The sequence below is a fragment of the Gordonia sp. i37 genome, assembly GCF_002043085.1.
Lineage (GTDB): Bacteria > Actinomycetota > Actinomycetes > Mycobacteriales > Mycobacteriaceae > Gordonia > Gordonia polyisoprenivorans.
Window position 1 is genome coordinate 17,061 of sequence record NZ_MVPX01000514.1, and the last position, 26,651, is coordinate 43,711.

Here is a 26,651-nt window from a genome sequence, read left to right on the forward strand (position 1 = left end):
TCGTCACGGTGCTATCGGATGTCGGAGCCGCTCAGCGGTTCCCCACCCGGCGGCTGTCGAGCAGGGCGGCGGCGTTGTCGGCGACCAGGTTTCGCCACGGACCGAGATCGGCAACGGGCCACTGGTCGTCCAGGAGTCCGGCGAGCAAACCGACCGCGGATGCGGGCGTGAAGCAGAAGTCACTGCCGTACAGCAGATGCCGGGCGTCGAACCGGCGCGCGAAAGCCGCGAGCTGATCGGGAATCGGCGCACCGGCCAGATCGAACCACAGTTGCTCCCACCCGAGATCACCGTCGGCCCCGAGGTCATCGCCGACACAGTCCATCAGACCGGCTTCCCGGAACAACTCGACCCGGCTGATCACCGCCGGGAGCACGGCGCCGCAATGCGGGACGATGAACCGGATGCCGGGATGGCTGCGCAGGATTCCGGCGCCGGCCAGCGCGACGACGGTACGGGTCGAATCGAACAGGAACTCCAGTAGCGGCGCGGGCATCCCCATCTGCGTCGGATCGAAACCCGCAGGCGAGGTGGGGTGAATGAACACCACACTCCGGCGACGGTTGAGCTCGTCCCACAGCGGTGACAGGCCCGGATCACCCAGATAGGTTCCGTGCGCATTGGTTTCGATGCACACGCCCGCACAGCCGTCGAGGTCGGCGGTGCGGCGGCTCTCGGCGATCGCCGTACCCACATCGGGCAACGGTAAGGACGCGAAGAAGTCGAATCGGTCGGGGTGTTCGGTATGCAGCGACGCCAGGAAGTCGTTGACCTGCCGGGCCAGGTCACGGGCCTGCGCGTCGTCGCCGAAATGCACACCGGGTGACGAGATCGACAGCACCGACCGGCCGATGCCGACCGACTCCATCATGTCCAGATGCGCACGCGGTGACCAGCCCGGCCAATCCGGCATCGCGTCGGGGACACGGTGTCCCGCGGCGATGGCGGTCTGGACATACCAGTCGGGCAGTGCGTGCGCGTGAACATCGATGATCCCGGGTGCCGGGACCCCGGACACGGAGCGCTCAGGCATCGAGAACTTCGGTGTGGTGCGCGAAACGGGCGAAGGCGGCGAGCGCATCGGGGTTGTCGACGGTGTCGGTGCCGATGACCTGCGCGAGTGGCCGACCCTGGCTCAGGCGTTTGACGGGAACCTCCAGCTTCTTACCGGTCCGGGTGTGGGGGATGGCGGCGACGGCGATGATGTCGTCGGGGACGTGGCGCGGTGAAGCCTGGGTGCGGATGGCCTCGGCGATCCGCGCGCGCGGATCGTCGTCGAGTGTCACCCCGTCGGCCGGCACCACGAACAACGGCATCCAGTAGCCGTCGTCGAGTTCGGCGCCGACGACCAGGGATTCGCGGATCTCGGGGAGGGCGTCGACGACGTCGTAGATGTCGGCACTGCCCAGGCGGACACCCTGCCGGTTGAGCGTGGCGTCGGAGCGTCCGGAGATGATCGCACCTCCGCGCTCGGTGATGGTGACCCAGTCGCCGTGTCGCCACACCCCCGGATACACGTCGAAATAGGCGTCGCGATAGCGGGTTCCGTCCGGATCGTTCCAGAATCGAATCGGCATCGACGGCATGGGTGTGGCGATCACCAGTTCGCCGACCTCGCCGACAACGGCGTTCCCGTCGGCATCCCACGCCTGCAGATCCACCCCGAGTAGCGGCGCGGAGATCTCACCGGCATACACGCACACCGTCGGTGCGCCACCGGCGAATCCGCTCACCACGTCGGTGCCGCCACTGGTGGAGTTCACCGCCACGGAGGCACCGACCTCCTCGCGCACCCACTCGACACTGTGCGCGGGCAGCGGTGCCCCGGTGCAGCCGATCGCCCGCAGTGCCGACAAGTCGTGTTCGCTGCCCGGATGCAGACCGGCCTTCGCCGACGCCGCGAGATGGCCGGGGCTGACCCCGAGAACGGTGACCCGGTGGCGGGCGGTGATGTCCCACAACCGATCCGGACCCGGAAATCCGGGGCTGCCGTCGTAGGTCACGATGGTCGCCCCGACCAGCAGCCCCGAGGCCACCATGTTCCACATCATCCAATTGGTGGTGGTGTACCAGAAGAACCGTTCACCGACCCGCAGATCGTTGTGCAGGCCCAGTAGTTTCAGGTGATCGAGGATCACGCCGCCGTGGCCGTGCACGATTCCCTTGGGCACGCCCGTGGTGCCCGAGGAGTACAGCACCCACAGGGGATCACTGAATTCCACCCTGGTGAACTCCGGCGATCGTGGTGTGGCGATGATTGATTCCCAATCATGTTCCCCGGCTGCGGGATCGGCGCCGTCCCAGGTGCCGAGTATCGGGATCTGCAGCACCGCGCGCACCGAGGGTGTCGACGCACGCAGCGTCGCGACCACGGCGCGACGGTCATGGGCGGTGCCGTTCCACCGATAGCCGTCGGCGGCGATCAGTGCCACCGGTTCGAGCTGGCCGAGACGTGCGTGCGCGCCGGCGGCACCGTAGTCCTGACCACACGCCGACCACACCGCGCCCATCGCGGTCGTCGCGAGCATGCCGACGATCGCGTGCACCGAGTTCGGCAGATATCCGACCACGCGGTCACCGCGCCGAACGCCCAGCCCGCGCAGCCACGCCTGCACGGCACCGACCATGCCGCGCAGTTCGTCCCAGCTCACCGACGACTCGGTGCCCGCCTCGTCGACGCTGATGATCGCCGGCTGTGGCCCGCTCCGGCGGAGGGCGTGCTCGGCGTAGTTGAGGTGGGTCCCGGGGAACCAGCGTGCGCCCGGCATCGTCGCGTCGGGCAGTACCGAAGCCGGCGAGTTGTCATCGGGCAGATCGTCGGCGATGACGTCGAAGTACCTCGTGACGGCCCACCAGAAACCCGCGGGATCGTCCACGGAATGGCGCCACAGGTCGCGATATGCCGGGAATCGTTGCCCCGTGCGCTCTTCGACGAATGCCGTGAACCCCGCGAGCTGCGAGGCGGCGGCCCGCGCGGGATCGGGTTCCCAGATCGGGGTATCGGTGGCGGTGGACTCGAGGGCCATCGGGGTGGTGCTCCTGGCTGTCGGAGGGATGCGTGATCGGTGGCGTGGGCCGGTGGCCTCACCCGGCGCTGTGTGCTCCGGTCATCAGACCTGCGAGATCTTCGGGCATGAGGAACGACGGCGGTGGCGGCGGTCCCCAACTGAACAGCCCCTTTGCTCCCTCGACGGTCTCCGGGGTCCACAGCTGATCGTCGATGATCGAATCCATGTCCGAGTAGTACTCGCTGAAGTTCCCCGCCGGGTCCTTGAGGTACCAGAAGAAGTTCGAGCCCGCGTAATGGCGGCCGAGGCCCCACACGTGACGGTCCGGATCGGCCTCGAGCATGCGCATCGCGCCGCGGCCCACCTCGTCGACATCGTCGACCTGCCAGGACGTGTGATGCAAGAAGTTGATCGGCGCCTGTTGGACGAGGATGTTGTGGTGATCGGTGGAGCATCGCATGAAGGCTGCGAGACCGGGTACCTCGTCGCTGATCTTGAATCCCAGCCCGTGAGTGAAGAATTGTTGTGTCACTGCATGGTCGGTGCTACCGATGACGGCGTGGCCGAGTTTGTGCGGTCGGACGGGCCCGTCGCGCAGGACACCGGGTGCGCGCAGTCCGTCGCGTTCGATGCGTCCGGGCCCGTTGTACCGGGTCGGTTCCACCCGCGGTGCCGAGATCCGCTGCGAGACTTCAACGGTGGCATGCAGCCCGGTGGCGTCCTCGATCGCCGCGATTGATGTCGCGGTGCGCTCGAAGGCGATTCCGAGGCCGCCGAGGTTGTGCGCGATGCGATCGATGTCGTCGGGATGGTCGGCTCCGACCACCAATGACACCAGGCGTCGGGTCGGGGTCGAGACGATGCGCAGCTGGTTGCCGCCGTCGGTGGTGGAAAACCAGCCGTCGGTCTCGGGGGTGAGACCGAATTCGGTGTAATAGGAGGCGGTTTCGGTGACATTTGGTACGCCGATGGTGATGGATGCGAGGCGATGCAAAGGCATGGTCGTCTACTTTCCGGTGGCCGAGACGAAGGTCTGGTGCAGTTCACCGATACCGGTGATCCAGCTGTCGAGGTGCTCCCCGGGCTCGAGGAACCGCTTGGGGTCGCGGCCTGCGCCGATTCCGGCGGGGGTGCCGGTGAAGATGACGTCGCCGGGGTAGAGGGTGACCGTCTGCGACAGGCCGGCGATCAGTGCGGCCACTCCGAAGATGAGATCGCTGGTGCGGCCCTTCTGCATTTCTTCGCCGTCGATGCCGCAACCGAGTTCGAGGTCGTCGCGGTCGGCGAGTTCGTCCGGGGTGACCAGCCACGGTCCCTGCGGGGAGAACCCTGCGAACGACTTCCCCAGACCGAACTGTGGTGCCGGGCCGCGTGTCTGGGTGATCCGCTCGCTGATGTCCTGGCCGACGGTGAGGCCCGCGACGTGGTTCCACGCGACGTCCTCGGCGACCGCTTCGGCCTCACGACCGATGACGACGACGAGTTCGACCTCCCAATCCACCGCGCCACCCTCGGGCAGTACGACGCTGGAATCGGGCCCGGAGAAACTCGACACGTACTTGGTGAACACCGGCGGCAGATTCTCCGGTGAGTCGAATCCCGATTCGGCGGCGTGCTCGTCGTAGTTGAGTCCGATCGCAAACACCTGCCGGGGTGTCGGCGAGGGCGCGCCGAGTCGGGTCCGGTCGATCGGGGAACGGTCGGCGGAAACGTCGACGCCCGTTGCCCACGAGGTGAACGAATCCCACTCGCGGTACACGGAATCGAGGTCGGGACCGAATCGGCCATCGGAGGCCGCGGCGATGTCGGTGCCTGTCTCGGCCCCGGCCTCACCGGTGACGAGGACGGCCCGGCCGTCGAGATTGGCGATACGCATGTTGTGTCCTTCTGGGGTGTGGCGGTGTGTCGAGTGTGGGGCGCTCAGACCATCGGGGTGATCGGCTCGTCGACACCGAGCAGGGCCTTGCCGTAGATCTCGTAGCTGACCGCGGGTGAGACGATGGCGTGGCGTGCGGCGGTGGCCGAGTCCCGCCAGATCCGTTGCAGCGGGCTCATCTCGGCGAATGACCCGGCCCCGTGTGCCGAGAGCAGGATGTCGATGGCACGGGTGATGCATTCGGCGACATAGCCGGTGTCCGAGCGGACCCGGGCCCGGGTGAGGTAATCGGGGTAGTCGCCGCGCGCGGCGGCCTCGTCGATGTCGGCGGCGGCCCGATAGGCGTGCAGGTGCGCGGTGTCGATGAGCCGGGCGGCCTCGGCGATCTGCAACTGGAAGGCGGTGGACTCCTTCTGGGAGGTGAAGAAGGTGTAGGAGATGGGCTTCTTCGGGGCCTTCTCGATGACGAAATCGAGTGCTGCGCGCCCCATTCCGAGCTGCGGGCCGACCAGGACAAGGGCCAGCACCGGGATCAGCGCACTGCGGTAGAGGACCTCGTCGGTGAACGGCGTCGCGTACTGACCGCCGATCGCCGGCGGAACCGACAGCACCCGATGGTCGGGGACGAACACGTCATCGGCGATCAGGCAGTTGCTGCCGGAGGACCGCATCCCGGCGACGAACCAGGTGTCCTCGAATCCCATGTCGGAGCGGGGGATCAGGGCACAGCCCTGGTCGACGACGTTGCCGTCGGCATCGGTGATCGGGATACCCATCACCGCCCAGGTGCAGTGATAGGACCCGGAGTTGTAGTACCACTTGCCGCTGACGCGATAGCCGCCCTCGACCTTGCGGGTCTCCGCGGTCGGGGCCAGCACGCCGGACACCTTGGCATCGGGGTCGGCGCCGAAGACGTCGTCCTGCGCCCGCTCGGACATCAGGCCGATCAGCCAGTTGCACACATTGGTCAGGGTCAACACCCACGCGGTACCGCCGTCGGCCTCGGCGACCGCTGCGGAGACGTCGAGCATGGTGCGCATGGAGGTTTCGTAGCCGCCGTAACGCCGGGGCACCGAGATCTTGAACAGCCCGGCGTCGGTGAGTGCGGTGATGCTCTCCTCGACGACGCGGCGGTCCTTCTCGCCCTGGGCGGCGTTGGCCGACAGGAGTGGACGCAGTTCCCGAGCACGGGCGACGAGTTCAGTGGCAGAGGGAATTTCGGCAGAAGTGGTCCCGGTGCCGTGGGTCCCGGTGGTGGCCAGGTCCTGGGCGGCGGACGGGGCAGTGGTGGTGGTCATGGTTTCTCCTGTGCTGTGAGTACGGGGCGGTGTCGATGAGGTCGGGTTACTGGGGTGGCGCGGATGTTCAGCTCGCACAGGCGGTGATCAGGTCGACGATGGCCGGGCGCGACCGTTCGGCGAATCTGGAGTGGGTGCCAAAGGTGCGGTGGCCGTAGACGAGTGGGGCTCGGTGGGTGGAGGCGACATGGCGTACGGCGCCGATGAGCAGCAGGTGATCACCGGCTTCGACGGTGCGCCAGAGATCACAGGCAGCCCACCCGGCGATCTCGTCGAGGCGTGGCAGGCCGTCGCTCATCGACCATTCGGTGGTGCCGAAGCGGTCCACAGTGCGGCTGGCGAAGGAGATCGCCGTGTCGTCCTGTCCGGCGCCGAGGACGTTGACGCCGAACCGGCCGGTGGCCTGGATGCCGGAGAGCAGCCGCGAGTGGCGGTCGAGGGCGATCGAGAGCAACGCCGGCCGCAGCGACAGCGAGGCCAGTGAGCTGACCGTGGCGCCCTGTGGCCCGTCCACGTCGGCGGTGGTCACGACCGTGACCGGCGCGCAGACGCCGGCCATGAGATCTCGGAAATGTTGATCGAGCATCGCGGGCTCCTCCGTCCCGACACCGGGCCTCTACGCTCGGGTCGAAATAAACATGATTAATTGTGTGGATCACAGAGTGCGTCAGCTGTGACCGACCTGTCAAGTGTTCGGCAGAAAAAATCATGATTATTTACGGAATGCGACATTCATCCAGGTAGCGGCGCTGGGGGCGAAGCCGTCGGCGTTGGTAGATGCCGGAGATCTCGGGTGAGGAGCGGGGCTCAGGCAGTCGGATCGTCTGCCGGCGGCCGCAGGATCATCGTCGGATCGGTGCGTCGCAACGCGTCGATCGCGCCCGATGCGTCATCGGCGGCAAGGGCGTCGACGAGATCGAGGCAGACCGTCGCCAAGCCGGCCAGATGTAGCGTCGGAGCGTCGGTCGCTCCTGCGTCGGCGCTGAGCCGGGCGCGCAGGTGGGAGGTGCCGACCTCCATGATCGAGAGGTACAGGCTGTTGAGAAGTTGGTTGCCGCCGATGTTGGCGAAGTACTCGTGGACATTCCACACGGCCCAGACGAAGTCGATGACGTCGGTGCCGCGCAACGACTCCCGCACCACCTCGGCCAGCGACGCGAATTCGCGCTGATCGTCGTCGGTGATCGTGGAGAGCACCTCGTCGACGAGCAGGGGTGCCAGTGCGTCGCGGATCTGAATCGACTCGAGTAGCGCGGAGCGATCCTCGGTGGCCGCGCGGAACCAGCCGTTCATCCGCGACAGTGGCGGCGGATTCTTGGCGAAGATACCGCCACCCGGCCCCGGTCGTGACGAGATGACCCCGCGGGCGAGCGCGAGTTTGATGGCCTCGTTGACCGTGCCCACCGACACCGAACACAGCTTGCGGATGTCGTCCTTACTCCCGATGCGCTCCCCGGCACCGGCTCCGGCGGCGATCAGGGCGATCCGGTTGGCGGCGGCCTCGGCGCGGGACAGATTCCCGGGGGCACTGCCCGGCAGATCCGCCGGTGACGTGGGGGCTTGCCATACCTCGTGGGAGTAGGCGGGGATGTCCGGCGGCTCGACGACGGAGCCACCGGTGGTGGTGTCATCGGCCATGGTCGGCGGTCCGTTCTGTGTGCAGGTCGAGGAGAGCGTGTCCAGTTTAGGTCGTCGGGGATGCCCGCCCGGATCACGACTTGTATGCATCCTTGCATGCAAGGTGTAGGGTCGCCGCATGCCCGCACAGTTGTCCAACGCCGCCGACGAGGCGTACGCCGCTACTCGCGAGCGCATCATCTCCGGCGCGCTCGCCGGTGGCACGCTGCTCAGCGAGGTCGAGGTCGGCGCCGACCTCGGCCTGAGCAGAACGCCGGTGCACGAGGCGTTCCTGCGGCTGGCCGCCGAGCAGTTCCTCACTCTCATCCCGCGCCGCGGAGCGGTGGTCAGTCCGGTCACCGCGACCGAGGCCGCCGACGTGCTCGCCATGCGCCAGGCCATCGAAAGTGCCTCTGCGCGCCAGGTTTTCGCAGCGGGCGGTCCGTCGGCGGAGTTTCGTGAGCTGATCGAGCGCAACCTCGCCCGGCAGGCCGGTCTCGCCGCGGACGCCGACGTCGACGGCTTCGTCGAGGCCGACGACGAGTTCCATCTCCTGGCGGTACGCGCGTCGAACAACCCGATCGCCGCGCGCTTCTACGAGCTCCTGCGCGGGCGGCAACAGCGTCTGCGCAACGTGCTGCTGCGGATCGATCCGGGCACCTTCCCGGCCTCGCACGACGATCACCAACGGCTGGCGGCCTGCCTGTTCGCCGGGGAGCACGAGGAGTACGAGCGCCTCCTCGAAGCGCACCTCGCGCGCTATCAGGGGGCGATATGAGTTCGTCGATTCCCCTCCGCGACGGCGCCGGTGTGTCGCCGCGTGACCAGCGTGGTCCGGATCGTCGGCCATGGGTCCTGGTGTTCGGCGCGTTGTTCGTCTGCGCCTGGTCGGGCAACCAGTTCAGTCCGCTGCTGCTGATGTATCGCGACGTCGAGCACTACTCGTCGGCGACGGTGACCCTGTTCCTCGGGGTCTACGTCGCGGGATTGGCTCCCGCACTGATCATCGCCGGAGCGGTGTCGGATCACCTGGGCCGCCGGTTGCCGATGATCGCGGGCGTCGCCTTCGGTGTGGCGGGCAGCGCGCTGTTGGCGTTCGACGAGCTCGGCCAGTTCCCGATCATCGCGGGTCGGCTGTTGGCCGGCATGTCGGTCGGGACGGCGATGTCGGTGGGCACGAGCTGGCTCAAGGAATTGTCGACGCCGCCGTTCGATCCGGCCGCCGACCGCGGCGCCGGCGCTCCTCGGGCGTCACTGGCGTTCACCCTGGGCTCGGCATCGGGTGCGTTGATCGCCGGGTGTATCGCCCAATGGGGACCGATTCCGCAGATCCTGCCGTTCATCCTGCACATCGCGGTGTCGGCGCCGTTCCTGGTGCTGATCGGCCGCGCACCGGAGACGGTGCGACCCCAGGCGCCGGCACCGATATCGGCCCGGCTGCGGGTCACCTCCGCGCGTCACCGGCGCTTCGTGCGTGTCGTGATGATCTGTGGCCCCTGGCTTTTCGTCGCCTGCGGGCTCTCCTACGGCTACCAGCCGGTGCTGCTGGCCGACGCCGCGGGTGGCTTCGGGCTGGCGTACGCCACGCTGCTCAGCGTCATCGCGCTCGGTGCCGGTGCCGCCATCCAACCGCTGGCGCGCCGCATCGACTCGCAGTCGAGTGCTCGCGGACTCATCGTCGCACTGGTGATCCTCGTCGTCGGGATGGCGGTCATGCTGGTCGCGGTGACCACCGACGATCTGCTCGTCGGGGTGGCCGCAAGTGTGGTGCTCGGCTGCGGCTTCGGCATCGGGCTGGTGTCGGGGTTGTTGGAGGTCCAACGGATCGCGCCCGCACACGAACTCGCCAAACTCACCGGCGTCTTCTATGCGGTGGCCTATACCGGTTTCGCGGTCCCGACCCTGTTGGCCGCGCTGACGCCGCCGTTCACCACCGTCGAGTTGCTGCTCATCCTGGCCGCACTGCTCCTCGTGTCGCTGCTGGTGGTGATCGGCGGATCACGCAAGCATCTGCCTGCCACACTGGGGTGAGCCGCGGCGAGGAGGACTTCGGGAAGTGGATCTTACCATCGTGCACCTGCGCTACTTCCTCGCGGTGGCCGAGGAACTGCATTTCACGCGCGCCGCGCAGCGCCTGCACATCTCGGCACCCTCGCTGAGCCAGCAGATCCAGCAACTCGAACGCCGGACCGGCGTCACACTGTTCCGCCGCACCTCGCGCCAGGTCGAGCTCACCGCCGACGGCGCCGCCCTCGTCCCGCTCGCCCGTGACGCCGTCGCCGCGATGGACACCGTGATCGCCTGGGCCGACAGTTCGGGCACCGCGTCGGTGCTGCGCATCGGGATCGCGGCGTCGAGCGAGATGAGCAACCGCCTGCTCGCGACGGCCGTCGAGCGCCACCCGGACACGACCTGGCAGATCCACGGCCTGCCGCTCACCGATGCACTCACCGCGCTGCGTTCGGGAGAGGTCGACGTCTCGTTGATGATCGCCGATCAGCCGCCCGTCGAGCCGGCAGGGGTCGTGGTGCGATCACTGTGGTCCGAGGATCGAGTGCTCGTCGTCAACAAGGGGCATCGTCTCGCCGGGCGGGATGCGGTGACGCTGGCCGTGACCGACGGCGAGACCTTCATCGGGATGCGTGGTGGCGGCGAACCGCAGAGTTGGTTCGTCGATCCGCGTCCGAGCGGTCGACATCTCGAGATACTGCCGCTGGCAACGCATTTCGACGAGGTCCTGCAGCTGTGCAGCGCCGGGGTGGGAGTCAACATCTGCGGGTCGTCGGCCACGGTGACCCATGCGCGACCGGGTCTGCGGTACGTCCCGATCATCGACCTGGCGCCGGTCACGACTTACCTGTGTCACCTGCGTGCCAAGCAGAGTGCCCTCGTCGATGCTTTCGCCGCCATCGCCGAGCAGATCGTCGCCGACACTCGATCATGAGGCCTGGCCTCATGATCGTGAGGCGATTCCATGTGGACCAGATCACATTCCCGCGGTGACACTGGCACGGTGAGTTCCTCCCCGTCCGACGCCGTGCAGCGCGACGTCGTCTACCGCACCCGGCCGTCGGGTGACCTGCTCCTCGATCTCGTCGGCCCGTCAGACCCCGGGCCCCATCCGGCCATCGTCTTCGTGCACGGTGGCGGATGGTTCACCGGCGACCGCACACTGTGTCCGGACCTGCACCGTCATTTCGCCGCAGCCGGATTCGTGATGGCAAGCATCGACTATCGACTCAGCGGTGACGCCCGATTCCCGGCGCAACTCCACGACGTCCGTGCTGCGATCGACCATCTGCGCACTCGCGCAGACGAATACGGCATCGACCCCGAACGCATCGGGGTGTGGGGTGCCTCGGCCGGCGGCCACCTCGCTGCGCTCGTGGGACTCCACGCGCATCGCGCGCGACTGCCCGGCGAGGACGCCGACGTCGATGCCCGGGTGTCCGCTGTTGCCGAATCCTATGGTCCGGCAACGCTGGTCGCCGGTGACGTGGCACCCGGACAGCCACTGCCCGGCGGCTCCACACCGGCTCTGACTCCCGAAGGACGGCTCCTCGGTGGCGACCCCGCCGACCTCCCCGAGGCCGCCCGCGCGGCGAGTCCGCTGTATCACGTCCGCCGCGACGCCCCACCCTTCCAGATCTCGCACGGTACCGCCGATGTCCTCGTCGGCGACGACCACAGCCGCCTGTTGTTCCGCGCGCTCGCCGACGCCGGGGCGGAGGCGGACCTCTACCTCGTCGACGGCTACCGGCACGGCTTCCTGAACCCGCCCCGACGATCCGACGTGCCGGGTCCGCCGGCGATGGACGAGGGCAGGCTCGCTGCGGAGGGTACCGCTCCCGCTCTGCTGCACTCCGCCCGTGACGGACGGGAGACCCAGTGCCGCACAGACTTCGGCTTCGACGACATCGCCGGCTTCTTCGTTCGTCATCTGCACCCCGACGCGTCGGTCTCGCCGTCGTCGGCCCTGTCCCGACCCGCCCACACCTCAGGAGAGAAGTCATGACCACCACCATCGACCCGGATGCCATGCATGATCGCGCCCCGATCATCGATGCCCTCCCCGGTGAAGCCGTCCCGTATCGCCTCGCGAGTGGGGAGGGGCTGCGCTACGAGATCGACAACCAGCTCTGGACGGTCATCGCGCGAACGGCCGACACCGGCGGATTGTTCGACGCCGCATTCATTCTCGGCCCGCGAGGCGCCGGCGCCGCATTCCACGTCCTGCCGAACCATCAACGCTCGTATCACGTCTTCGAGGGCTCGGTGCAGTTCTGGCTCCCGGGGCGGAGCCGTGTTCTCGCGCCCGGTGACTCCATCCACGTACCGCCGGGAACACCGGTCGCCTACCGCATGCTCGGTCACTGCTCGCGCATCCTGTTCTTTTCCGCTCCGGGTGGTGCGTTGGACGCCCTCGCCGGCAGTGGCGCGGGGTTGGACTCCCACATCTACTCCGCCGATGCGCATTCAGGTGTCAAAACGCCGCTGACAGAACTCTTCTCGTCGGTCGGTGCACGCGCTCACAACGAGGCGCTCGCGGCGGTGTCCGACGAGTGGGACGACGCGCTGCCGTCGGGGGCGCAAGCATATTTCCTACGGGCACTCACCGGGGATCGGCGCGCCTGGCCGGACTCCCTCAACTCCTATCAGGCGCGCGGTGCCAACACCGGAGGCCGGTACTTCTCCGTGCTCACCCTCGGTGGCCGGTCGCCGTACATCCCGCAGCACTTCCATCGCCACCACACGGAGAACTTCTTCGTCCTCTCCGGCCGGGTATGGCTGTACGTCAACGGCGTCGAAACCCTGCTCACCGCCGGGGATTACCTGCACGCACCGGCAGGCACCATCCACAGCTTCGCCTTCGACGCGCACACCACCCGGATGCTGGGCATCCTGACCTCCGACGTGTTCGAGAACTTCTTCGACGTCACCGGCGAGGCCACCGACGACCTCGTCCACACCGAGGGACTGATCAACCCGGAGCACATGATGGGCAAGCTCGACGCGGCCATGGCCGACCTCGACCTCGAGTTCGTCGGTCCGCCACCGACGCGGACACGTGGACTCGATCTCTGACCGTTTGCGACGGCAGAACAGTGCTGCGTGCATCATGGGACGATGCCCATTGACGATGTGCACGACAGCGCGGAGCCGGATCGGAGCGCGCCGGATCGGACGGCAGGAGAACCGGCCCGCGAGAACGTGATCCTGGTGCATTGGCACGATCTCGGCCGTCACCTGAGTTGCTACGGCGCCGACGGCGTCGAGAGCCCGCATCTGGACCGGCTGGCGGCCTCGGGTATTCGCTTCGCCGATGCGCACGCGACCGCGCCGCTGTGCTCACCGGCACGCGGATCGCTGTTCACCGGGCAATATCCGCACCGCAACGGGCTCGTCGGGTTGGCCCATCACGGGTTCGCCTACCGCGAGGGGGTGCGCACGCTGCCGCAGATCCTGGGTGAGGCGGGCTACCGGACGGTCCTGTTCGGCATGCAACACGAGAGCACCGACCCGACGAGCATCGGCTTCGACTCGGTCGACGTGTCCGACTCGCGTTGCGATTACGTCGTCGCCGAGTCGCAGTGGTGGTTGGGCCACCACGTCCGTACCGCACCGCAGCAGCCGTTCCTGCTGACCGCGGGGTTCTTCGAGACCCATCGCCCCTACCCCGAGGACGAGTATCCGCCCGCCGACACCTCCGGCATCGACGTCCCCGGATTCCTTCCCGACACCACCGATGTGCGTGAGGACCTGGCAGGACTGCACGGCAGCATCACCAAGGCCGACGCCGCGGTCGGCCGGTTGCTCGAGACGGTCGCCGATCTCGGGCTCACCGAGAACACGTGGATCGTCTTCGTCACAGACCACGGCCTGGCGTTTCCCCGCGCGAAGTCGACGCTCTACGCCCAGGGCACCGGGATCGCGCTGATCATCCGGCCGCCGGCGGCGCGTGTGATGTCACCGCAGGTCTACGACGGCCTGTTCTCCGGGGTCGACCTCACCCCGACGATCCTCGATCTGCTCGGACTCGGCGTGCCCGCCGATGTCGACGGTGACTCGCACGCCGCGCAACTCGTCCGAGCGGGTCGGTCGGTCCGCGACGAGGTCTGCCGCGACGAGGTCTACACCGAAAAGACCTATCACGACGCGTTCGATCCGATCCGCGCCGTCCGCACCAAGCACCACAGCTACATCGAGAACTACGCGCACCGACCCGAGCTGCTGTTGCCCCTCGACATCGCCGACAGCGCCTCGGCGCGCTCGATCGATCCGGCGGTGACCGAACGCGACCGGCCCCGTGTCGAGCTCTACGACCTCGATTCCGATCCGGATGAGCGCAACAACGTCGCCGAGGATCCCGCCTACGCGCAGATCCGCGCCGATCTCGCCGACCGTCTTGCCCGGTGGCGCACGAGTACCGGTGACGAGCTCCCCACCGAACCCGAGGGCACCGCCATCGCCGAGCGATTCATGGCGGCCTTCCACGCGAAAGCCCTCGACACCGCACCGGAGGAAGAGGCCTTGCCCTCGCGGCGTCCGCTCGGTGCGCGCCGTGAGCTCGACGGCGACATCACCTCCGGTGAGGGCGATGCGGTGCGCGCGTCCACCGCCGATCGCACACCCCGCTGAGCGCTTCACCCCGATCGCGAAAAGTCAACAATTACCCGCGTATTGAGGCTAAAAGCCCAGGTTGCGCTCGGTTTCGGCGTGGTTAGACTGAGCCGATGCCCCACCCGCAGAGCTACCTGGTGTGTGCGAGCCAGCGTAGCGGTAGTACCTTGCTCGTCGAGTCACTCGCGGCCACCGGGGTGGCCGGAACGCCCGAGGAGTTCTTCCAGTACTTCGCCTCGTCCTCGGAATCGCCGCAGCCCCGTGAATGGTTTGCCGGAGTGCGGGATTCGGCGATACTCGACCTGCTCGACGAGATCGACGTCGGTGCCGTGGACACCCGCGACTTCACCCGGTGGCAGGCCGATGTCCTGGCCGCCGGTCGCAGCGCCAACGGGGTCTGGGGCGGCAAACTGATGTGGAATCAGACACCGCTGCTCATCGCGCGGACCCGGGTCGGCTCGGGATCGTTGCGGACCGCTCTGCGCGAACTCCTCGGGGCCGATCCGCTGTTCGTCCACGTGTTCCGCGATGACGTTGTGCCGCAAGCGGTGTCGATGTGGCGGGCGGTACAGACGCGCGTCTGGCGCGACGGGCACGGTCCGCACTTCGACCCCGCGCGTGATGAACGCGCACAGTACAACGCCGAGGGGATCGCGCATCTCGCGACGATCCTCGCCGATCAGGAGCGGCAGTGGCGCCGCTGGTTCGCCGACGAGGGCATCACGCCGATCGACATCGAATTCGGCGAGCTGGTCAAGGATCCCCAGGGCACGACCGCCGCCGTGCTCGCTGCGCTGGGTCTCGATCCCGATCTGGCTCCGCCCCCTCCGATCGCACCGCAGTCCAACGCGAGGTCCAAGGAATGGGCGCAGCGCTACCGCCGTGATGCGGAAAGGAACGGATATCCGCTATGACTTCTCCCGATAACGCTACCCCCGAGAACGTGGCCACCGCCGAATTCGATCATGTTGCCGCACTGCGCATCCTGGAGTCCGAGGCGGTGCACATCATCCGCGAGGTGGTCGCCGAACTCGAGCGGCCGGTACTGCTGTTCTCCGGCGGCAAGGATTCGATCGTACTCCTTCGGCTGGCCGAGAAGGCTTTTCGGCCGCACCCTTTGCCGTTCCCGATCCTGCACGTCGACACCGGCCACAACTTCGACGAGGTCATCGAGTTCCGGGATCGGCGCGTGGCCGCGAGCGCCGACAACCCCGCAGGCATCAAACTCATCGTGGCGTCGGTACCCGACGCGATCGCCGCCGGGCGCATCGCCGAATCGACCGACCCGTCGGGATCACGCAACCGGCTGCAGACCCGGGTCCTGCTGGACGCCTTGGAAGAAGGGGGATTCGACGCGGCGTTCGGCGGTGCCCGCCGCGACGAGGACCGCGCCCGTGCCAAGGAACGGGTGTTCAGCTTCCGCGACGAGTTCGGACAATGGGATCCGCGGGCCCAGCGTCCCGAACCCTGGTCGCTGTACAACGGTCGCATCCGGCGGGGCGAATCGGTCCGGGTGTTCCCGTTGTCGAACTGGACCGAGACCGACATCTGGCGCTACATCGAACTCGAGGGGCTCGACCTGCCGTCGATCTACTACGCAGCGCAGCGCGAGGTCTTCGACCGGGACGGCATTCTGCTTGCGGTGTCGCCGTTTTCGCAGCCGCCCACAGCCGACGACGTGCGGACCGAATGGGTGCGATACCGCACCGTCGGTGACCTCACCATCACCGGTGCGGTGCGGTCGAGGGCCACCACCATTCCCGAGATCATCGCCGAGATCAGCGAGGCGACCGTCTCCGAGCGGGGTGAGACCCGTGCCGACGACCGGACGTCGTCGGCGGCGATGGAGGACCGCAAGCGAGAGGGATACTTCTGATGAGCACCGCGATCTCCGCTGCGCGCCGCCAGATCCTGCGGCTGGCGACCGCGGGCAGCGTCGACGACGGCAAGTCCACATTGATCGGACGGTTGCTGCACGACACCGGCAGCCTGCCCACCGATCATCTGGCGGGGGTCACCTCCTCCGACGGCGACGTCGACCTGGCCGCATTGTCCGACGGTCTGCGCGCCGAACGGGAACAGGGCATCACCATCGACGTCGCCTACCGGTTCTTCGCCAGCGACACACGCAGTTACGTTCTCGCCGACACCCCCGGCCACGAGCGCTACACCCGCAACACCTTCACCGGGGCGTCCAATGCCCATGTGGCCGTGCTGCTCGTCGACGCTCGTCACGGCGTCCAACGCCAGACCCGCCGCCACGCCCGGATTGCGACCCTGGTCGGGGTACCGCATGTGATCGCCGCGGTGAACAAGATCGACCTGGTCGAGTACTCACAGCATCGCTTCGGCGAGCTGCAGGACGAATTGACCGAACTCGCAGTGCAATTGGGGATCGGCGAGATCACGGCGATCCCGGTGGCCGCCACCCTCGGCGACAATGTCGTGCACCGGTCGGCCAACACGCCGTGGTACGCCGGACCCACGCTGCTGGAGTATCTCGAGGCGGTGGAGCTGGCGGCACCGTCGCCGCAGCCGCGGGAACTCCGGTTGCCGGTGCAGTGGGTGTCGCGCCCCGGGCCCGACGGAAAGCGCACCTACACCGGCCGCGTGGCTGCGGGCACCCTTGCGCCCGGTGATCCCATCACCGTGCTGCCGTCCGGGTCGGTCAGCACCGTGACGTCGGTGGACACCCTCGACCCCCAGCGGCCCGTCGCGGTCGCGGGCCTGTCGGTGTCGGTGCAGCTGGCCGACGAGATCGATGTCGGCCGTGGCGATGTCATCATCAGCGGCGCGCCCGACGCGCACCTACCGGTCTCGGCCCGGGAACTGTCGGCGACACTGTGCTGGCTGTCGTCGGCGCCACTGCACGCCGGGGATCGCGTCGCTCTCAAACAGGGAGCCACCACGGTGCGCGCCACCGTGCAGTCACTGGAACGACGCCTCGACCCCGAGTCGCTGCTCGAGGTCGTCGGACCAACGGAGTTGGGGCTCAACGACATCGGTACCGTGACGCTACGGACCTCATCGGTCGTCGTGGCCGACACCTACGCCCAGAACCGCGACACCGGCGCGTTCATCCTCATCGACGAGGCCTCCAACGACACCGTGGCGGCCGGCACGATCCTCGAGGCACGGGAGGTCATTCCGGGCAAGGCGACGCGCAATGACATCAAGTGGCATCCGAGTTCGCTGCAGCGATCCGAACGGTGGGCCAAGACCGGACAACGTGGGGCGACGGTGTGGCTGACCGGATTACCCGCGTCGGGCAAGTCGACGGTGGCGGTGGCGCTCGAACGCGAACTGGTGAACCGGGCGCGGGTGGCCTATCTCGTCGACGGCGACAACATCCGGCACGGCATCTCCGACGACCTCGGTTTCTCACCCGGCGACCGTGCCGAGAACATCAGGCGTGTCGGGCATCTCGCGCGTCTGTTCGCCGACGCCGGGGTCATCGCGATCGCGTCGATGGTCTCGCCGCTGCACTCCGATCGGGAGATCGCCCGCGAATTGCATCGCGCCGCCGAGCTCGACTTCATCGAGGTACACGTGTCGACGCCGGTCACCGAGTGCGAACGACGCGACCCCAAGGGTCTCTACGCCCGGGCGCGGCGCGGTGAACTCAAGGGTCTCACCGGGATCGACGCTCCCTATGAGAAGCCGCGATCGCCGGACCTGCGTTTCGACACCACCGGTGCCGACATCGAGGAACTCGCCGGTCGGGTGCTCGCACTGCTGGTCGAACGCGGCATCATCGACGAGTGACGTCGACCGAGATCGCGCTCAGCCCACCCGGTGCGGTGCCTGTGCGGTGAGCGGCAGGCAGGTGATTGCGAAGCAACCCGGATTGCCCGACAGCGGCGCACGCAGCGGGGTGTTGCCGCACGACAGTACGGTGCAGTCGCGCGGGGCGTCCGGGCCGACACCGAGTGCGCCGAGGGTGATGTCGGGGTCGGCGAACTGCATCGGGTCGAGATTCAGGTTCATCGCGGGTCGGTAGGGACCGGGGTCGGGCAGGCGCGGAGAGCGGAAGGCGGCGACCAGCTTCCGGAAGAAGGTGTGATAGAGCTCGCTGATCGGGCTGGCGCTGAGGTCGGTGGCCGGATCGGGGGATACGTCGCCGAGGAAGCCGTTCCAGCTCACCATCAGTCCCAGACTGGCGACGATGAAATTGTTCTGCTGCAGGAACCCGACCATCGCGTAGGCATCGGAAGGCAACCCGGCCAATGGGGCCTGATCGACCGTCTGACGGGACGGGAAGGAAGGCCCGGTACACGGAGAACTGTTGACCCAGAACAGATACCCGTAACAGTGATTCGTCGGCGAGGGCGTCCGCAACCGCGTGATGTAGTCGGAATCGATGATGCGCCGGGATCGCCATACCCCGTCACCGGCCATCAACAGTCCGAGCCTGGCATAGTCGGCCGGTGGCATGAACAGAAACGCGTAACCGTAGGTGTTCCCGGACCGGTCACGTGCCCAGTAATAGTCGTGGGCATCGATCCCCAACGGATCGAACAGATTTCGCTGAGCGAATTGCTGAAGGTCTTCGCCGACGGCTCGTTGCACGACGTAGGCGAGAAGATCCGGACCGTGCTGGGTGTACTCGAAGAAGGTCCCCGGGCGGTGGGTGACTGGCAGCGCAAGAGCCTGTTTCGCGATGTTCGGATCCACGTCGAGGCCTGCGGTGACCGCCTCACTGAGGATCGACTGCGACAGGCCGGAAGTCTGGGTGAGGAGATCGGCGACGGTGATCCGTGCATGCGCGGCATCGGCCTCGCCCGGCGGGAGATACCGCGCGATCGATGCATTCAGGTCAAGTCTGTGCTGTGTGTAGGCGATCCCGGCGAGCATCGAGATCACACTCTTGGTGGAACTGAACAGATTCCACGGCACATCGCCGGTGGTCGCATTCAACGGTCCAGCACCGATGAGACAGTCGTTGCGGAAGACCTGGATGTGCGTGCGCATCCGGGACGTGGCGAAGGCGATGGCGTCGTCGAGACCGGCCTTGTCCACTCCGAGACGCTCGGGTGCCATCACGGTCGGTTGTGCTCCGGCGGGCTGCGCACACGAGGCCAATGGTGGTGGTTCTGCCGCTGCCGGAGAACCGATGCCCACCGCTGCGGTCACCGAGGCCACCACCGTGAGCACCACGACAAGCGCACTCACGAAGAACTGTCCCGAGACCCGCGTTTCGGACACCATCTCACCCCTGAACCCGACTGCACCGATACCGCAGTCTGGCACAGGGTATGCGCCGACCGTGGCCGAACAGGCAAGCCGAGGTGGTAGGGGAAGAAGGCGCGGGCTCAGCCCTGATACCCGAACATCTTCTTGCCGTACCAGTCACCGATCTCGGTGAGTCCCGGCGGGATCGCGAACAGCGAACTGGAGATCGGGGAGATGTACTCGTTGAGGGCGTCCTGGGCCAGGTTGTTCTGGATGCGGGCGAACTGCTCGTGGGCGTTCTTCTGGTAGGCGATGAAGAACAGACCGGCCGACAGGGTGCCGGTGCGGATGTCGATTCCGTCGGTGAAGTTGTATCCGCGGCGCAGGAGTTGGGCGCCGCCGTTGTTGTCGGGGTGGGCCAGGCGCACGTGGGAGAAACGGTCGATCTTGGTGCGGCCGTTGGTTCCCTTGACCGTGAAGTTCAGATCGGTGAACTCATCGCCGCCCGACAGTGGTGCGCCGGAATCCTTGGTGCGCCCGAAGATCCGCTCCTGATCGGAGATGTCGTCGGAATCCCAGGCCTCGATGTGCATGCGGATCTTGCGGGTGACGAGGTAACTGCCGCCCTTCATCCACGGTTGGTCGGTCTCGTCGCCGACCCACACCCACTTGTCGGCGACGGCCGGCTCCTCGGCCTTGATGTTGGCCGTTCCGTCCTTGAAGCCCAACAGGTTTCGTGGCGTCACCTGGTCGGTGCTGGTCGCCGATGCGCGCCCGAACCCTTCCTGCAGCCACCGGAGGGTGACCACGCTGCGCCCGATGCGGGCGAGGTTGCGCACGGCGTGGAAGGCCACCTGTGGGTCCTCGGAGCAGGCCTGCACGCAGATGTCGCCGCCGCTGATGGACGGGTCGATGGTGGTGTCGACGGCCAATTGGCCCAGCGGCCGGAGGGCCTCGGGCATCTTGGCGGCCAGGCCGAGCCGGTCGTCGAAGAAACTCGGCCCGAATCCCACGGTGATGGTGAGACGGTTGGGGCCGAGGTCGAACGCCTCTCCGGTGTCGGCGGGAGGTGCCATCGGCCGGGACTCCACGGGACCGACCGGTTTGCCCTCGGCGAGCAGGCTGGCCGCCGCAGCCCAGCGCGCCATCATCGTCTCGACCTGCGCGACCGTCGTCGGCTTGAGATCGAACGCGGCGAACACGAGTGAATTCTGTTGGCGTGTGGTGATTCCGGCCTGGTGCTCGCCGTAGAACTCGACGGTCTCGGTGGCCGGATCGCTGCGCTCGTCGCCGGTGGCGGCGTAGGTGATCCCCGCGCCCGCGGCACCACCGACAGCCAGTCCGGCACCGGCGATACCGGCGCCGGTGAGGAACCCTCGTCGGTTCACCCGGCCCCGTTTCTGCGGTGTGGGTTCTGGCGTGGCGGTGGTGCTCATGGGGTGTCGAATTCTCCTGTGATGCGGTGCGAGGACGGTGCCGTCAGCTGGCGGCGGCGATCTTTCCGCCGGCCTGCGACAGCGGGTCCTTGACCGCGATGATGGCCGCGGCCATGTCCCGCTTCTGCTGTTCGGTCACGTCGTTGAACGGCTTGAATCCGCCGGGCCCGTTCGGATCCCGGAAGCTGTCGATCAGCGAGTCGACTCGGTCGAAGGCCTGCTGGATCGTCGTCGTCAACTGCGGATCGATCTCGTTGAGGGCGGGCTTGACGATGGCGAACGCCTGCTGGCTGCCCTCGATGTTGGCCTGCATGTCGACGAAGTCGATATGCGAGTAGGCCTCTTCCTCGCCGGTCAGCTTGCTGGTGGACACCTCGTCGAGGAGGTCACCGGCACCGTTGATGATGTCGGCGGGCTTGACGGTGAACGAGGGCTCGTTGACCAGGCGCTGCAGATCCTTGACGTTCGTCAGGAGGGTGGCCGCCACCGGCTTCATCCCGTCGAGGTTGCCGGCTTCCCACAGTTGCTTCTCGATGACGTGGAAGCCCTGCCAGGTGTCACCGGGCCCCAGGGCGTCCGGGCGGGCGTCGATGGCGACGTCGAGGTTCACCGCGTTGTCGGTTGAGCAGTCCGAAGCGCCGTTGGCACAGAAGGATCCGGCGATCGGCTCGATGCGCTCGTAGTACGGGCGGGCCTTGATGTAGGCGTCCTTGGCGGCGGCGACATCACCGACGTTGACCGCGTCTACGAGGGTTTGGGTCGCGGTGGTCAGACTGTTCACCTGGGTGATGACGTACTGCTTGTACTCGGCCGCGGCCGCGTTGAGCTGGTCGGCGACGCTACCGGTGGCCTTGGTGGCCGTACCGGTGACGGTGAAGGTGGTCTTCTCGTTGGTCGCGCCCGGGCAGTACAGCTCATAGGTGCCACCATCGAGCTTGTGCGAGAACGACGTTGCCGCCATACCCGGCGCGATGTTCTCGCGTTCGGCGAGGATCTTGCCGTCCTGCAACAGCTCGACCTCGCTGACCGCTGCCGCGTTGGTGTTCTTGATCTCGAAGGTGATCGGCCCGGCGTCGACCTTGTCGGGGGTGACCTTGCAGCCGTCGTTGGTCATCTCGACGGTGACGGTCTTCGTCGCACTCGACGAATCGCCGTCGTCGCTGCTGCTGCAGGCGGCCACACCTACGATGGCCACGGCGGTCGCCGACACGGCGACCAGTCTGGAAGCCCTCATCGGGTTCTCTCCTTTTTCTCGGGCGGCGCCACCACGGCGGCCGGGTCCACATCCGGGGTCACGTCGGGTCCCGAGGGCTCCGATGTGGCCGGGTCACCGCCACCGGACACCGGGGCCGGCGGTGTCGATGGGGTTGGTCGGGTCGATGGGGTCGGTCGACGGCGCGACGCCATCGCGAGTAATGCTGCGACCACCACCAGTACCGCGGCGATGACGGCGAGGGTCAGCGGAACCGTCACACCGCGCGAATGATGGCGATTGCGCTGATCATTCGCGGCCCCGAGTGCGGTGAGGTCGGCGGCGGTGGGCTGATGCCCGGTCTCGAACGTGGCGACCTTGCCGAGCACGACCGCAGAACCCTGTTCCGGGGTGGCCGTCGCGGTGATCGCGTAGCGCACATCGGCGGCGAGCGGACGGTCGAAATACGGATCGACCGAGACGGTGACCGTGGCGCTGACGACGTAGACCACCGGTGCCGACTCGCCGAACCGTCGGGTGTCCAGACCCACCGGCAGACGTCCGCCGTTGCCGGTAACGATCTGGGCGACGCTCACCCGCGTCGGAGCGCCCGGTACCAAGGCGGTGATCGGCAGGTTCGGGGTGACGACCTGGTCGAAGGTCGGCGCGGACAGGCTGCCGAAGGTGGTCGTCTCACCCCCGGACAGTCGTTCGAGGGGGGTCGTGACGGCGCCGCTGGACAGCACACCGGTCGCGGAGTCGGCGCCGGCCTTCGACACCGACACCGAGACGTCCGCGGGTACCTGCACCGTCGTGCCGGACAGGATGCCGCTGGTGGTCGGGGCCCCGGTGGCTCGTGTCGCCAGCGTCGACGACGGCAGGGCGGGCGTGGCCGGTGCGGTGAGCAACACCACGAGCGCGGCGATCGCCAGCATCGCGGCGCAGGCGCCCGCGACGATCGCGGCGAGTCGCCGCGGGAATGCGCGCCCGGCCGGCCACAGGACGATCGTGCCGACCACCAGCACGTAGATCAGCCAGCCGAGGATCTCGATGAGGACAGGTTTGGGTTGTAGCCCGAGCACGCCGGTCAGCAGCGAGGACTGCACCGAGCCGGGCCGCACCAGCCAGCTCAGGTCGACGACCTGCTGTTGTCCGACGTCGAGCCATCCGGCCTCGTGGGCGGTGTGCAGGGCCGTCATCACCAGTCCGGCGGCGACGAGCACCAACAACAAGCCGGTGATCTTGAAGAAGCGGGCGAGGTTGATGTGGACCCCACCGCGGTAGATGCCGTATCCCAGTGCCACCGCGATGGCGATACCGAGGATCGCGCCGGCCGCCGAGGGCACCGCGTTGCCGCTGGCATTGAACGCCGCCACGAGGAAGACGGCGGTCTCGAGCCCTTCGCGCAGCACCGCCAGGAACGCCATCAGCACGAAGGCGAACGCCGACCCGTTGGCCATCGCATCGGATGCGGCGGATTCCAAGTCCCCCTTGAGGTCTCGGGAATGCTCACGCATCCAGACGATCATGTAGGTGACCATCGCGACCGCGATGGCGCCGATCACCGTCTCCAACGCTTCCTGCTGCTGTTGGGGCAGATCGCGGGAAAGCACCTCCAACCCGATCGCCACACCGACGCAGATGAGGACCGCCACGATCACGCCGATCCACATCCAGCGCAGGGCGTCGCTGCGCTGCTGGCGGCGCAGGAATGCGGCGATGATGCCGACGATCAGGGCCGCTTCGAGGCCTTCGCGCAGGCCGATGATCAGGGTTGCGAGCATTGTTGCCCCCGCTTCGGGCGATGCGGACGACCCGGCACAAAGCCGGGAATGCCCGATTCCGTGGCCTCTGGGCGGGTGGCGACATCACGGTCGTCGACCGTGAACTGCGAGGGCGCCGTGCCCGCCACCAGCTCCATATGCGGCTTTCTTCTCCAGTGCACACCGGGTTCCGCGCCGTGCGACGCAGTGTTGGTGAGGCTAACCGACGATAGTATGCCCTTTCCTCGGGAACCGGACGCGCTTGGGTGGAGTTGAGAACAATGTCGGGCTCCGACGCGTCGACGAGTGGAGTCCGGCGTCGATGATGTGCAACCCTGTGTCGTTCGTGCGGTCATCGCTGTTCGTGTGGTCATCGAGGGGCCGACGACGAAGGGCAACACGCGTGGTCCACACGCAGGAGAGGTAGTCAGGGTGCTAGCGGGTAGGGGCGTGCGTCGGTATCGCGCGCTGATCGTTGTCGCGATCGCTGCGGTCGTCGGATCGATGACCCTGACGAGTTGTCTCGACATCGGTTCACTGAACCGACCCGACATTCCCGAGGGCATTCCGCCCGCGCCCGGCGCTCAGCAGCCCTACATCGACATCGACCAGCCGGGCCGGACCGCCGACGCCATGGCCGGCTGGGCTCGCCCCATCGCCGAGGGCACCGGCATTCCGTTGATCTCTCTCGAGGCGTACGGCAACGCCGCCGAGATCCAACGCCAACAGCATCCCGAGTGCGGGCTCGCGTGGACGACCCTCGCCGGCATCGCCGGTGTGGAAAGCAAACACGGCACCTACCGGGGAGCGCATGTCGCCGCCAATGGTGATGTGTCGCCACCGATTCGGGGAGTGCCGCTCGACGGCACCCGCGGCAACATGGAGATCCCCGACACCGACCACGGCCGGCTCGACGGTGACCCCACCCACGACCGTGCGATGGGGCCCTTCCAATTCATCCCGCAGACCTGGGAGCGTTATGGCGTCGACGCCAACGGTGACGGCAAGGCCGACCCGGACAACATCGACGATGCGGCGCTCTCGGCGGCCCGCTACCTGTGCGTCTCCTCCGGCGGGGACCTGACCACCGCGGCCGGCTGGGAGAAGGCGGTCAAGGTCTACAACAACTCGATGGCCTACGTCATCGACGTCCGCAATCACGCCAACGCCTACTCGGTCAACGTCCGCTACTGACGCCGGGGTCAGTTCCGCCCGGGTGACTCTCGCGGAAGATTCCATTCCCATGCCCTAGGCTTTGTCGCGTACCCGTCGGCGCTCAAGAAGACGCCGACCCGTCCATCGAAAGGGGCGCAGCGTGGCAATCATCGAACAGGTGGGCGCTCGTGAAATTCTCGACTCGCGCGGTAATCCCACTGTCGAGGTCGAGGTGCTGCTCGACGACGGCACCTTCACCCGGGCCGCGGTTCCGTCGGGTGCATCGACCGGCGAACACGAGGCGGTGGAGCTGCGCGACGGTGGCGATCGCTACAACGGCAAGGGCGTCACCAAGGCCGTCGAGAGCGTTCTCGGTGAGTTGGCCCCCGCGGTCATCGGTATCGACGCCGAGGAACAGCGCCTCGTCGACCAGGCGCTCCTCGACTGCGACGGCACTCCGGACAAGGGCCGGCTCGGGGCCAACGCCATCCTCGGTGTCTCGCTCGCGGTGGCCAAGGGCGCTGCCGAATCGGCCGGGCTGCCGCTGTTCCGCTACGTCGGCGGTCCCAACGCGCACATCCTGCCCGTGCCGATGATGAACATCATCAACGGCGGTGAGCACGCCGACAACGGCATCGATTTCCAGGAATTCATGATCGCGCCGGTCGGTGCCCCGACCTTCAAGGAGGCGCTGCGCTGCGGCGCCGAGGTGTACCACGCGCTCAAGTCGGTCCTGCACAAGCAGGGTTTGAACACCGCGCTCGGCGACGAGGGTGGTTTCGCTCCCGATCTGCCCAACACCGAGGCCGCGATCGCGGTCATCGGCGAGGCCGTCGAGAAGGCCGGCTACGGTTTCGGCCGTGATGTGGTGATTGCGCTCGACGCCGCGTCGACCGAGTTCTTCTCGGACGGTGTGTACAAGCTCGAGGGCAAGGACTTCTCGTCCGACGAGATGGTGCCGTTCTACGAGAAGCTCATCACCGACTTCCCGATCGTCTCCATCGAGGACGGTCTGGCCGAGGACGACTGGGACGGTTGGGCCAAGCTCACCGAGGCCATCGGTGACCGCGTGCAGCTCGTCGGCGACGATCTGTTCGTCACCAACCCCGAGCGGCTCGAAGAGGGCATCTCCAAGGGCATCGCCAACGCACTGTTGGTCAAGGTGAACCAGATCGGCAGCCTCACCGAAACCCTCGATGCCGTCACGCTGGCGCACAACAACAGCTACAAGACGATGATGAGCCACCGGTCCGGTGAGACCGAGGACACCACCATCGCCGATCTCGCCGTCGCCTGCGGCTGCGGCCAGATCAAGACCGGTGCACCGGCCCGTAGCGAGCGTGTCGCCAAGTACAACCAGCTGCTGCGTATCGAAGAGGGCCTCGGCGACGCGGCACGCTACGCCGGAGACCTTGCCTTCCCACGGTTCTCGTTCGGTTCGTGATTAGCTAGGGCCCATGGCCGATGCCGATGGGCGTTTCAACTCCGAGCGCGACGGGCGTCGGCGGGGGGG

The 26,651-nt window shown here is 67.3% G+C and carries 22 protein-coding genes; 11 read left to right on the forward strand and 11 right to left on the reverse strand.

Annotation, left to right across the window (positions count from 1 at the left end; genetic code table 11):
* Positions 1–31 precede the first annotated feature (31 nt).
* The 7 genes from B1964_RS25470 to B1964_RS25500 form a co-directional block, all read right to left on the reverse strand.
* Positions 32–1,033, reverse strand: coding sequence for an amidohydrolase family protein (locus B1964_RS25470; RefSeq protein WP_079931811.1), 1,002 nt, complete (start codon positions 1,031–1,033; stop codon positions 32–34).
* Positions 1,026–3,026, reverse strand: coding sequence for an acetoacetate--CoA ligase (locus tag B1964_RS25475; RefSeq protein ID WP_079931792.1), 2,001 nt, complete (start codon positions 3,024–3,026; stop codon positions 1,026–1,028). The genes B1964_RS25470 and B1964_RS25475 overlap by 8 nt, the downstream gene beginning before the upstream one ends.
* Before the next feature lie 58 nt (positions 3,027–3,084).
* Positions 3,085–4,008: a VOC family protein gene (locus B1964_RS25480; RefSeq protein WP_079931793.1), complete on the reverse strand. Its 924-nt coding sequence runs from the start codon at positions 4,006–4,008 to the stop codon at positions 3,085–3,087.
* Between the two features lie 6 nt (positions 4,009–4,014).
* Positions 4,015–4,884: a fumarylacetoacetate hydrolase family protein gene (locus B1964_RS25485; RefSeq protein ID WP_079931794.1), complete on the reverse strand. Its 870-nt coding sequence runs from the start codon at positions 4,882–4,884 to the stop codon at positions 4,015–4,017.
* 44 nt (positions 4,885–4,928) lie between these two features.
* On the reverse strand, positions 4,929–6,182 hold the full coding sequence (locus tag B1964_RS25490; RefSeq protein ID WP_253194193.1) for an acyl-CoA dehydrogenase family protein: 1,254 nt from the start codon (positions 6,180–6,182) through the stop codon (positions 4,929–4,931).
* A gap of 67 nt (positions 6,183–6,249) precedes the next feature.
* A complete protein-coding gene (locus tag B1964_RS25495; RefSeq protein WP_079931795.1) occupies positions 6,250–6,768 on the reverse strand; it encodes a flavin reductase family protein in 519 nt (172 codons plus the stop codon).
* Between the two features lie 221 nt (positions 6,769–6,989).
* The gene (locus B1964_RS25500) at positions 6,990–7,820 is read right to left on the reverse strand and encodes an FCD domain-containing protein (protein WP_079931796.1); all 831 of its coding nucleotides are present in this window, start codon (positions 7,818–7,820) and stop codon (positions 6,990–6,992) included.
* A gap of 118 nt (positions 7,821–7,938) precedes the next feature.
* Between B1964_RS25500 and B1964_RS25505 the strand changes: the two genes are divergently transcribed.
* From B1964_RS25505 to cysC, 9 genes are all read left to right on the forward strand, one after another.
* Positions 7,939–8,577, forward strand: coding sequence for a GntR family transcriptional regulator (locus tag B1964_RS25505; protein ID WP_079931797.1), 639 nt, complete (start codon positions 7,939–7,941; stop codon positions 8,575–8,577).
* On the forward strand, positions 8,574–9,830 hold the full coding sequence (locus B1964_RS25510) for an MFS transporter (RefSeq protein WP_079931798.1): 1,257 nt from the start codon (positions 8,574–8,576) through the stop codon (positions 9,828–9,830). The genes B1964_RS25505 and B1964_RS25510 overlap by 4 nt, the downstream gene beginning before the upstream one ends.
* A 25-nt stretch (positions 9,831–9,855) precedes the next feature.
* Complete coding sequence (locus B1964_RS25515) at positions 9,856–10,743, forward strand: LysR substrate-binding domain-containing protein (protein WP_079931799.1); 888 nt, start codon at positions 9,856–9,858, stop codon at positions 10,741–10,743.
* A gap of 69 nt (positions 10,744–10,812) precedes the next feature.
* Positions 10,813–11,814 carry an alpha/beta hydrolase gene (locus B1964_RS25520; protein ID WP_253194194.1) on the forward strand — a complete coding sequence of 334 codons (1,002 nt, stop codon included), beginning with the start codon at positions 10,813–10,815 and terminating at the stop codon, positions 11,812–11,814.
* Entirely contained in the window at positions 11,811–12,884 is a 1,074-nt protein-coding gene (locus B1964_RS25525; RefSeq protein WP_079931801.1) for a quercetin 2,3-dioxygenase, read from the forward strand. Before B1964_RS25520 ends, B1964_RS25525 begins: the two co-directional genes overlap by 4 nt.
* A gap of 42 nt (positions 12,885–12,926) precedes the next feature.
* Positions 12,927–14,438: a sulfatase gene (locus B1964_RS25530; RefSeq protein ID WP_172398967.1), complete on the forward strand. Its 1,512-nt coding sequence runs from the start codon at positions 12,927–12,929 to the stop codon at positions 14,436–14,438.
* Positions 14,439–14,533: 95 nt separating this feature from the next.
* Positions 14,534–15,334 (forward strand): Stf0 family sulfotransferase, encoded by an 801-nt coding sequence (locus B1964_RS25535; RefSeq protein WP_079931802.1) that lies wholly within the window; start codon positions 14,534–14,536, stop codon positions 15,332–15,334.
* Positions 15,331–16,296 (forward strand): sulfate adenylyltransferase subunit CysD, encoded by a 966-nt coding sequence (gene cysD, locus B1964_RS25540; RefSeq protein WP_006370926.1) that lies wholly within the window; start codon positions 15,331–15,333, stop codon positions 16,294–16,296. Before B1964_RS25535 ends, cysD begins: the two co-directional genes overlap by 4 nt.
* Positions 16,296–18,185, forward strand: a complete 1,890-nt coding sequence (gene cysC, locus B1964_RS25545) for an adenylyl-sulfate kinase (protein ID WP_079931803.1) — start codon at positions 16,296–16,298, stop codon at positions 18,183–18,185. Before cysD ends, cysC begins: the two co-directional genes overlap by 1 nt.
* Positions 18,186–18,203: 18 nt before the next feature.
* Here the strand turns inward: cysC and B1964_RS25550 are convergent, their stop codons facing one another.
* The 4 genes from B1964_RS25550 to efeU all read right to left on the reverse strand — a co-directional run bounded on the left by B1964_RS25550 (position 18,204) and on the right by efeU (position 24,004).
* Entirely contained in the window at positions 18,204–19,628 is a 1,425-nt protein-coding gene (locus B1964_RS25550; RefSeq protein WP_079931804.1) for a serine hydrolase, read from the reverse strand.
* 104 nt (positions 19,629–19,732) lie between these two features.
* Positions 19,733–21,028: an iron uptake transporter deferrochelatase/peroxidase subunit gene (gene efeB, locus B1964_RS25555; protein WP_079931805.1), complete on the reverse strand. Its 1,296-nt coding sequence runs from the start codon at positions 21,026–21,028 to the stop codon at positions 19,733–19,735.
* 43 nt (positions 21,029–21,071) lie between these two features.
* The gene (gene efeO / locus B1964_RS25560) at positions 21,072–22,262 is read right to left on the reverse strand and encodes an iron uptake system protein EfeO (protein ID WP_172398968.1); all 1,191 of its coding nucleotides are present in this window, start codon (positions 22,260–22,262) and stop codon (positions 21,072–21,074) included.
* The gene (gene efeU / locus B1964_RS25565; RefSeq protein WP_079931807.1) at positions 22,259–24,004 is read right to left on the reverse strand and encodes an iron uptake transporter permease EfeU; all 1,746 of its coding nucleotides are present in this window, start codon (positions 24,002–24,004) and stop codon (positions 22,259–22,261) included. The genes efeO and efeU overlap by 4 nt, the downstream gene beginning before the upstream one ends.
* Positions 24,005–24,415: 411 nt before the next feature.
* Here efeU and B1964_RS25570 point away from each other — a divergent pair, with 411 nt between their 5' ends.
* On the forward strand, positions 24,416–25,177 hold the full coding sequence (locus B1964_RS25570; protein WP_079931814.1) for a lytic murein transglycosylase: 762 nt from the start codon (positions 24,416–24,418) through the stop codon (positions 25,175–25,177).
* Positions 25,178–25,298: 121 nt separating this feature from the next.
* Positions 25,299–26,582, forward strand: coding sequence for a phosphopyruvate hydratase (gene eno, locus B1964_RS25575; RefSeq protein WP_014359347.1), 1,284 nt, complete (start codon positions 25,299–25,301; stop codon positions 26,580–26,582).
* Positions 26,583–26,651 lie beyond the last annotated feature (69 nt).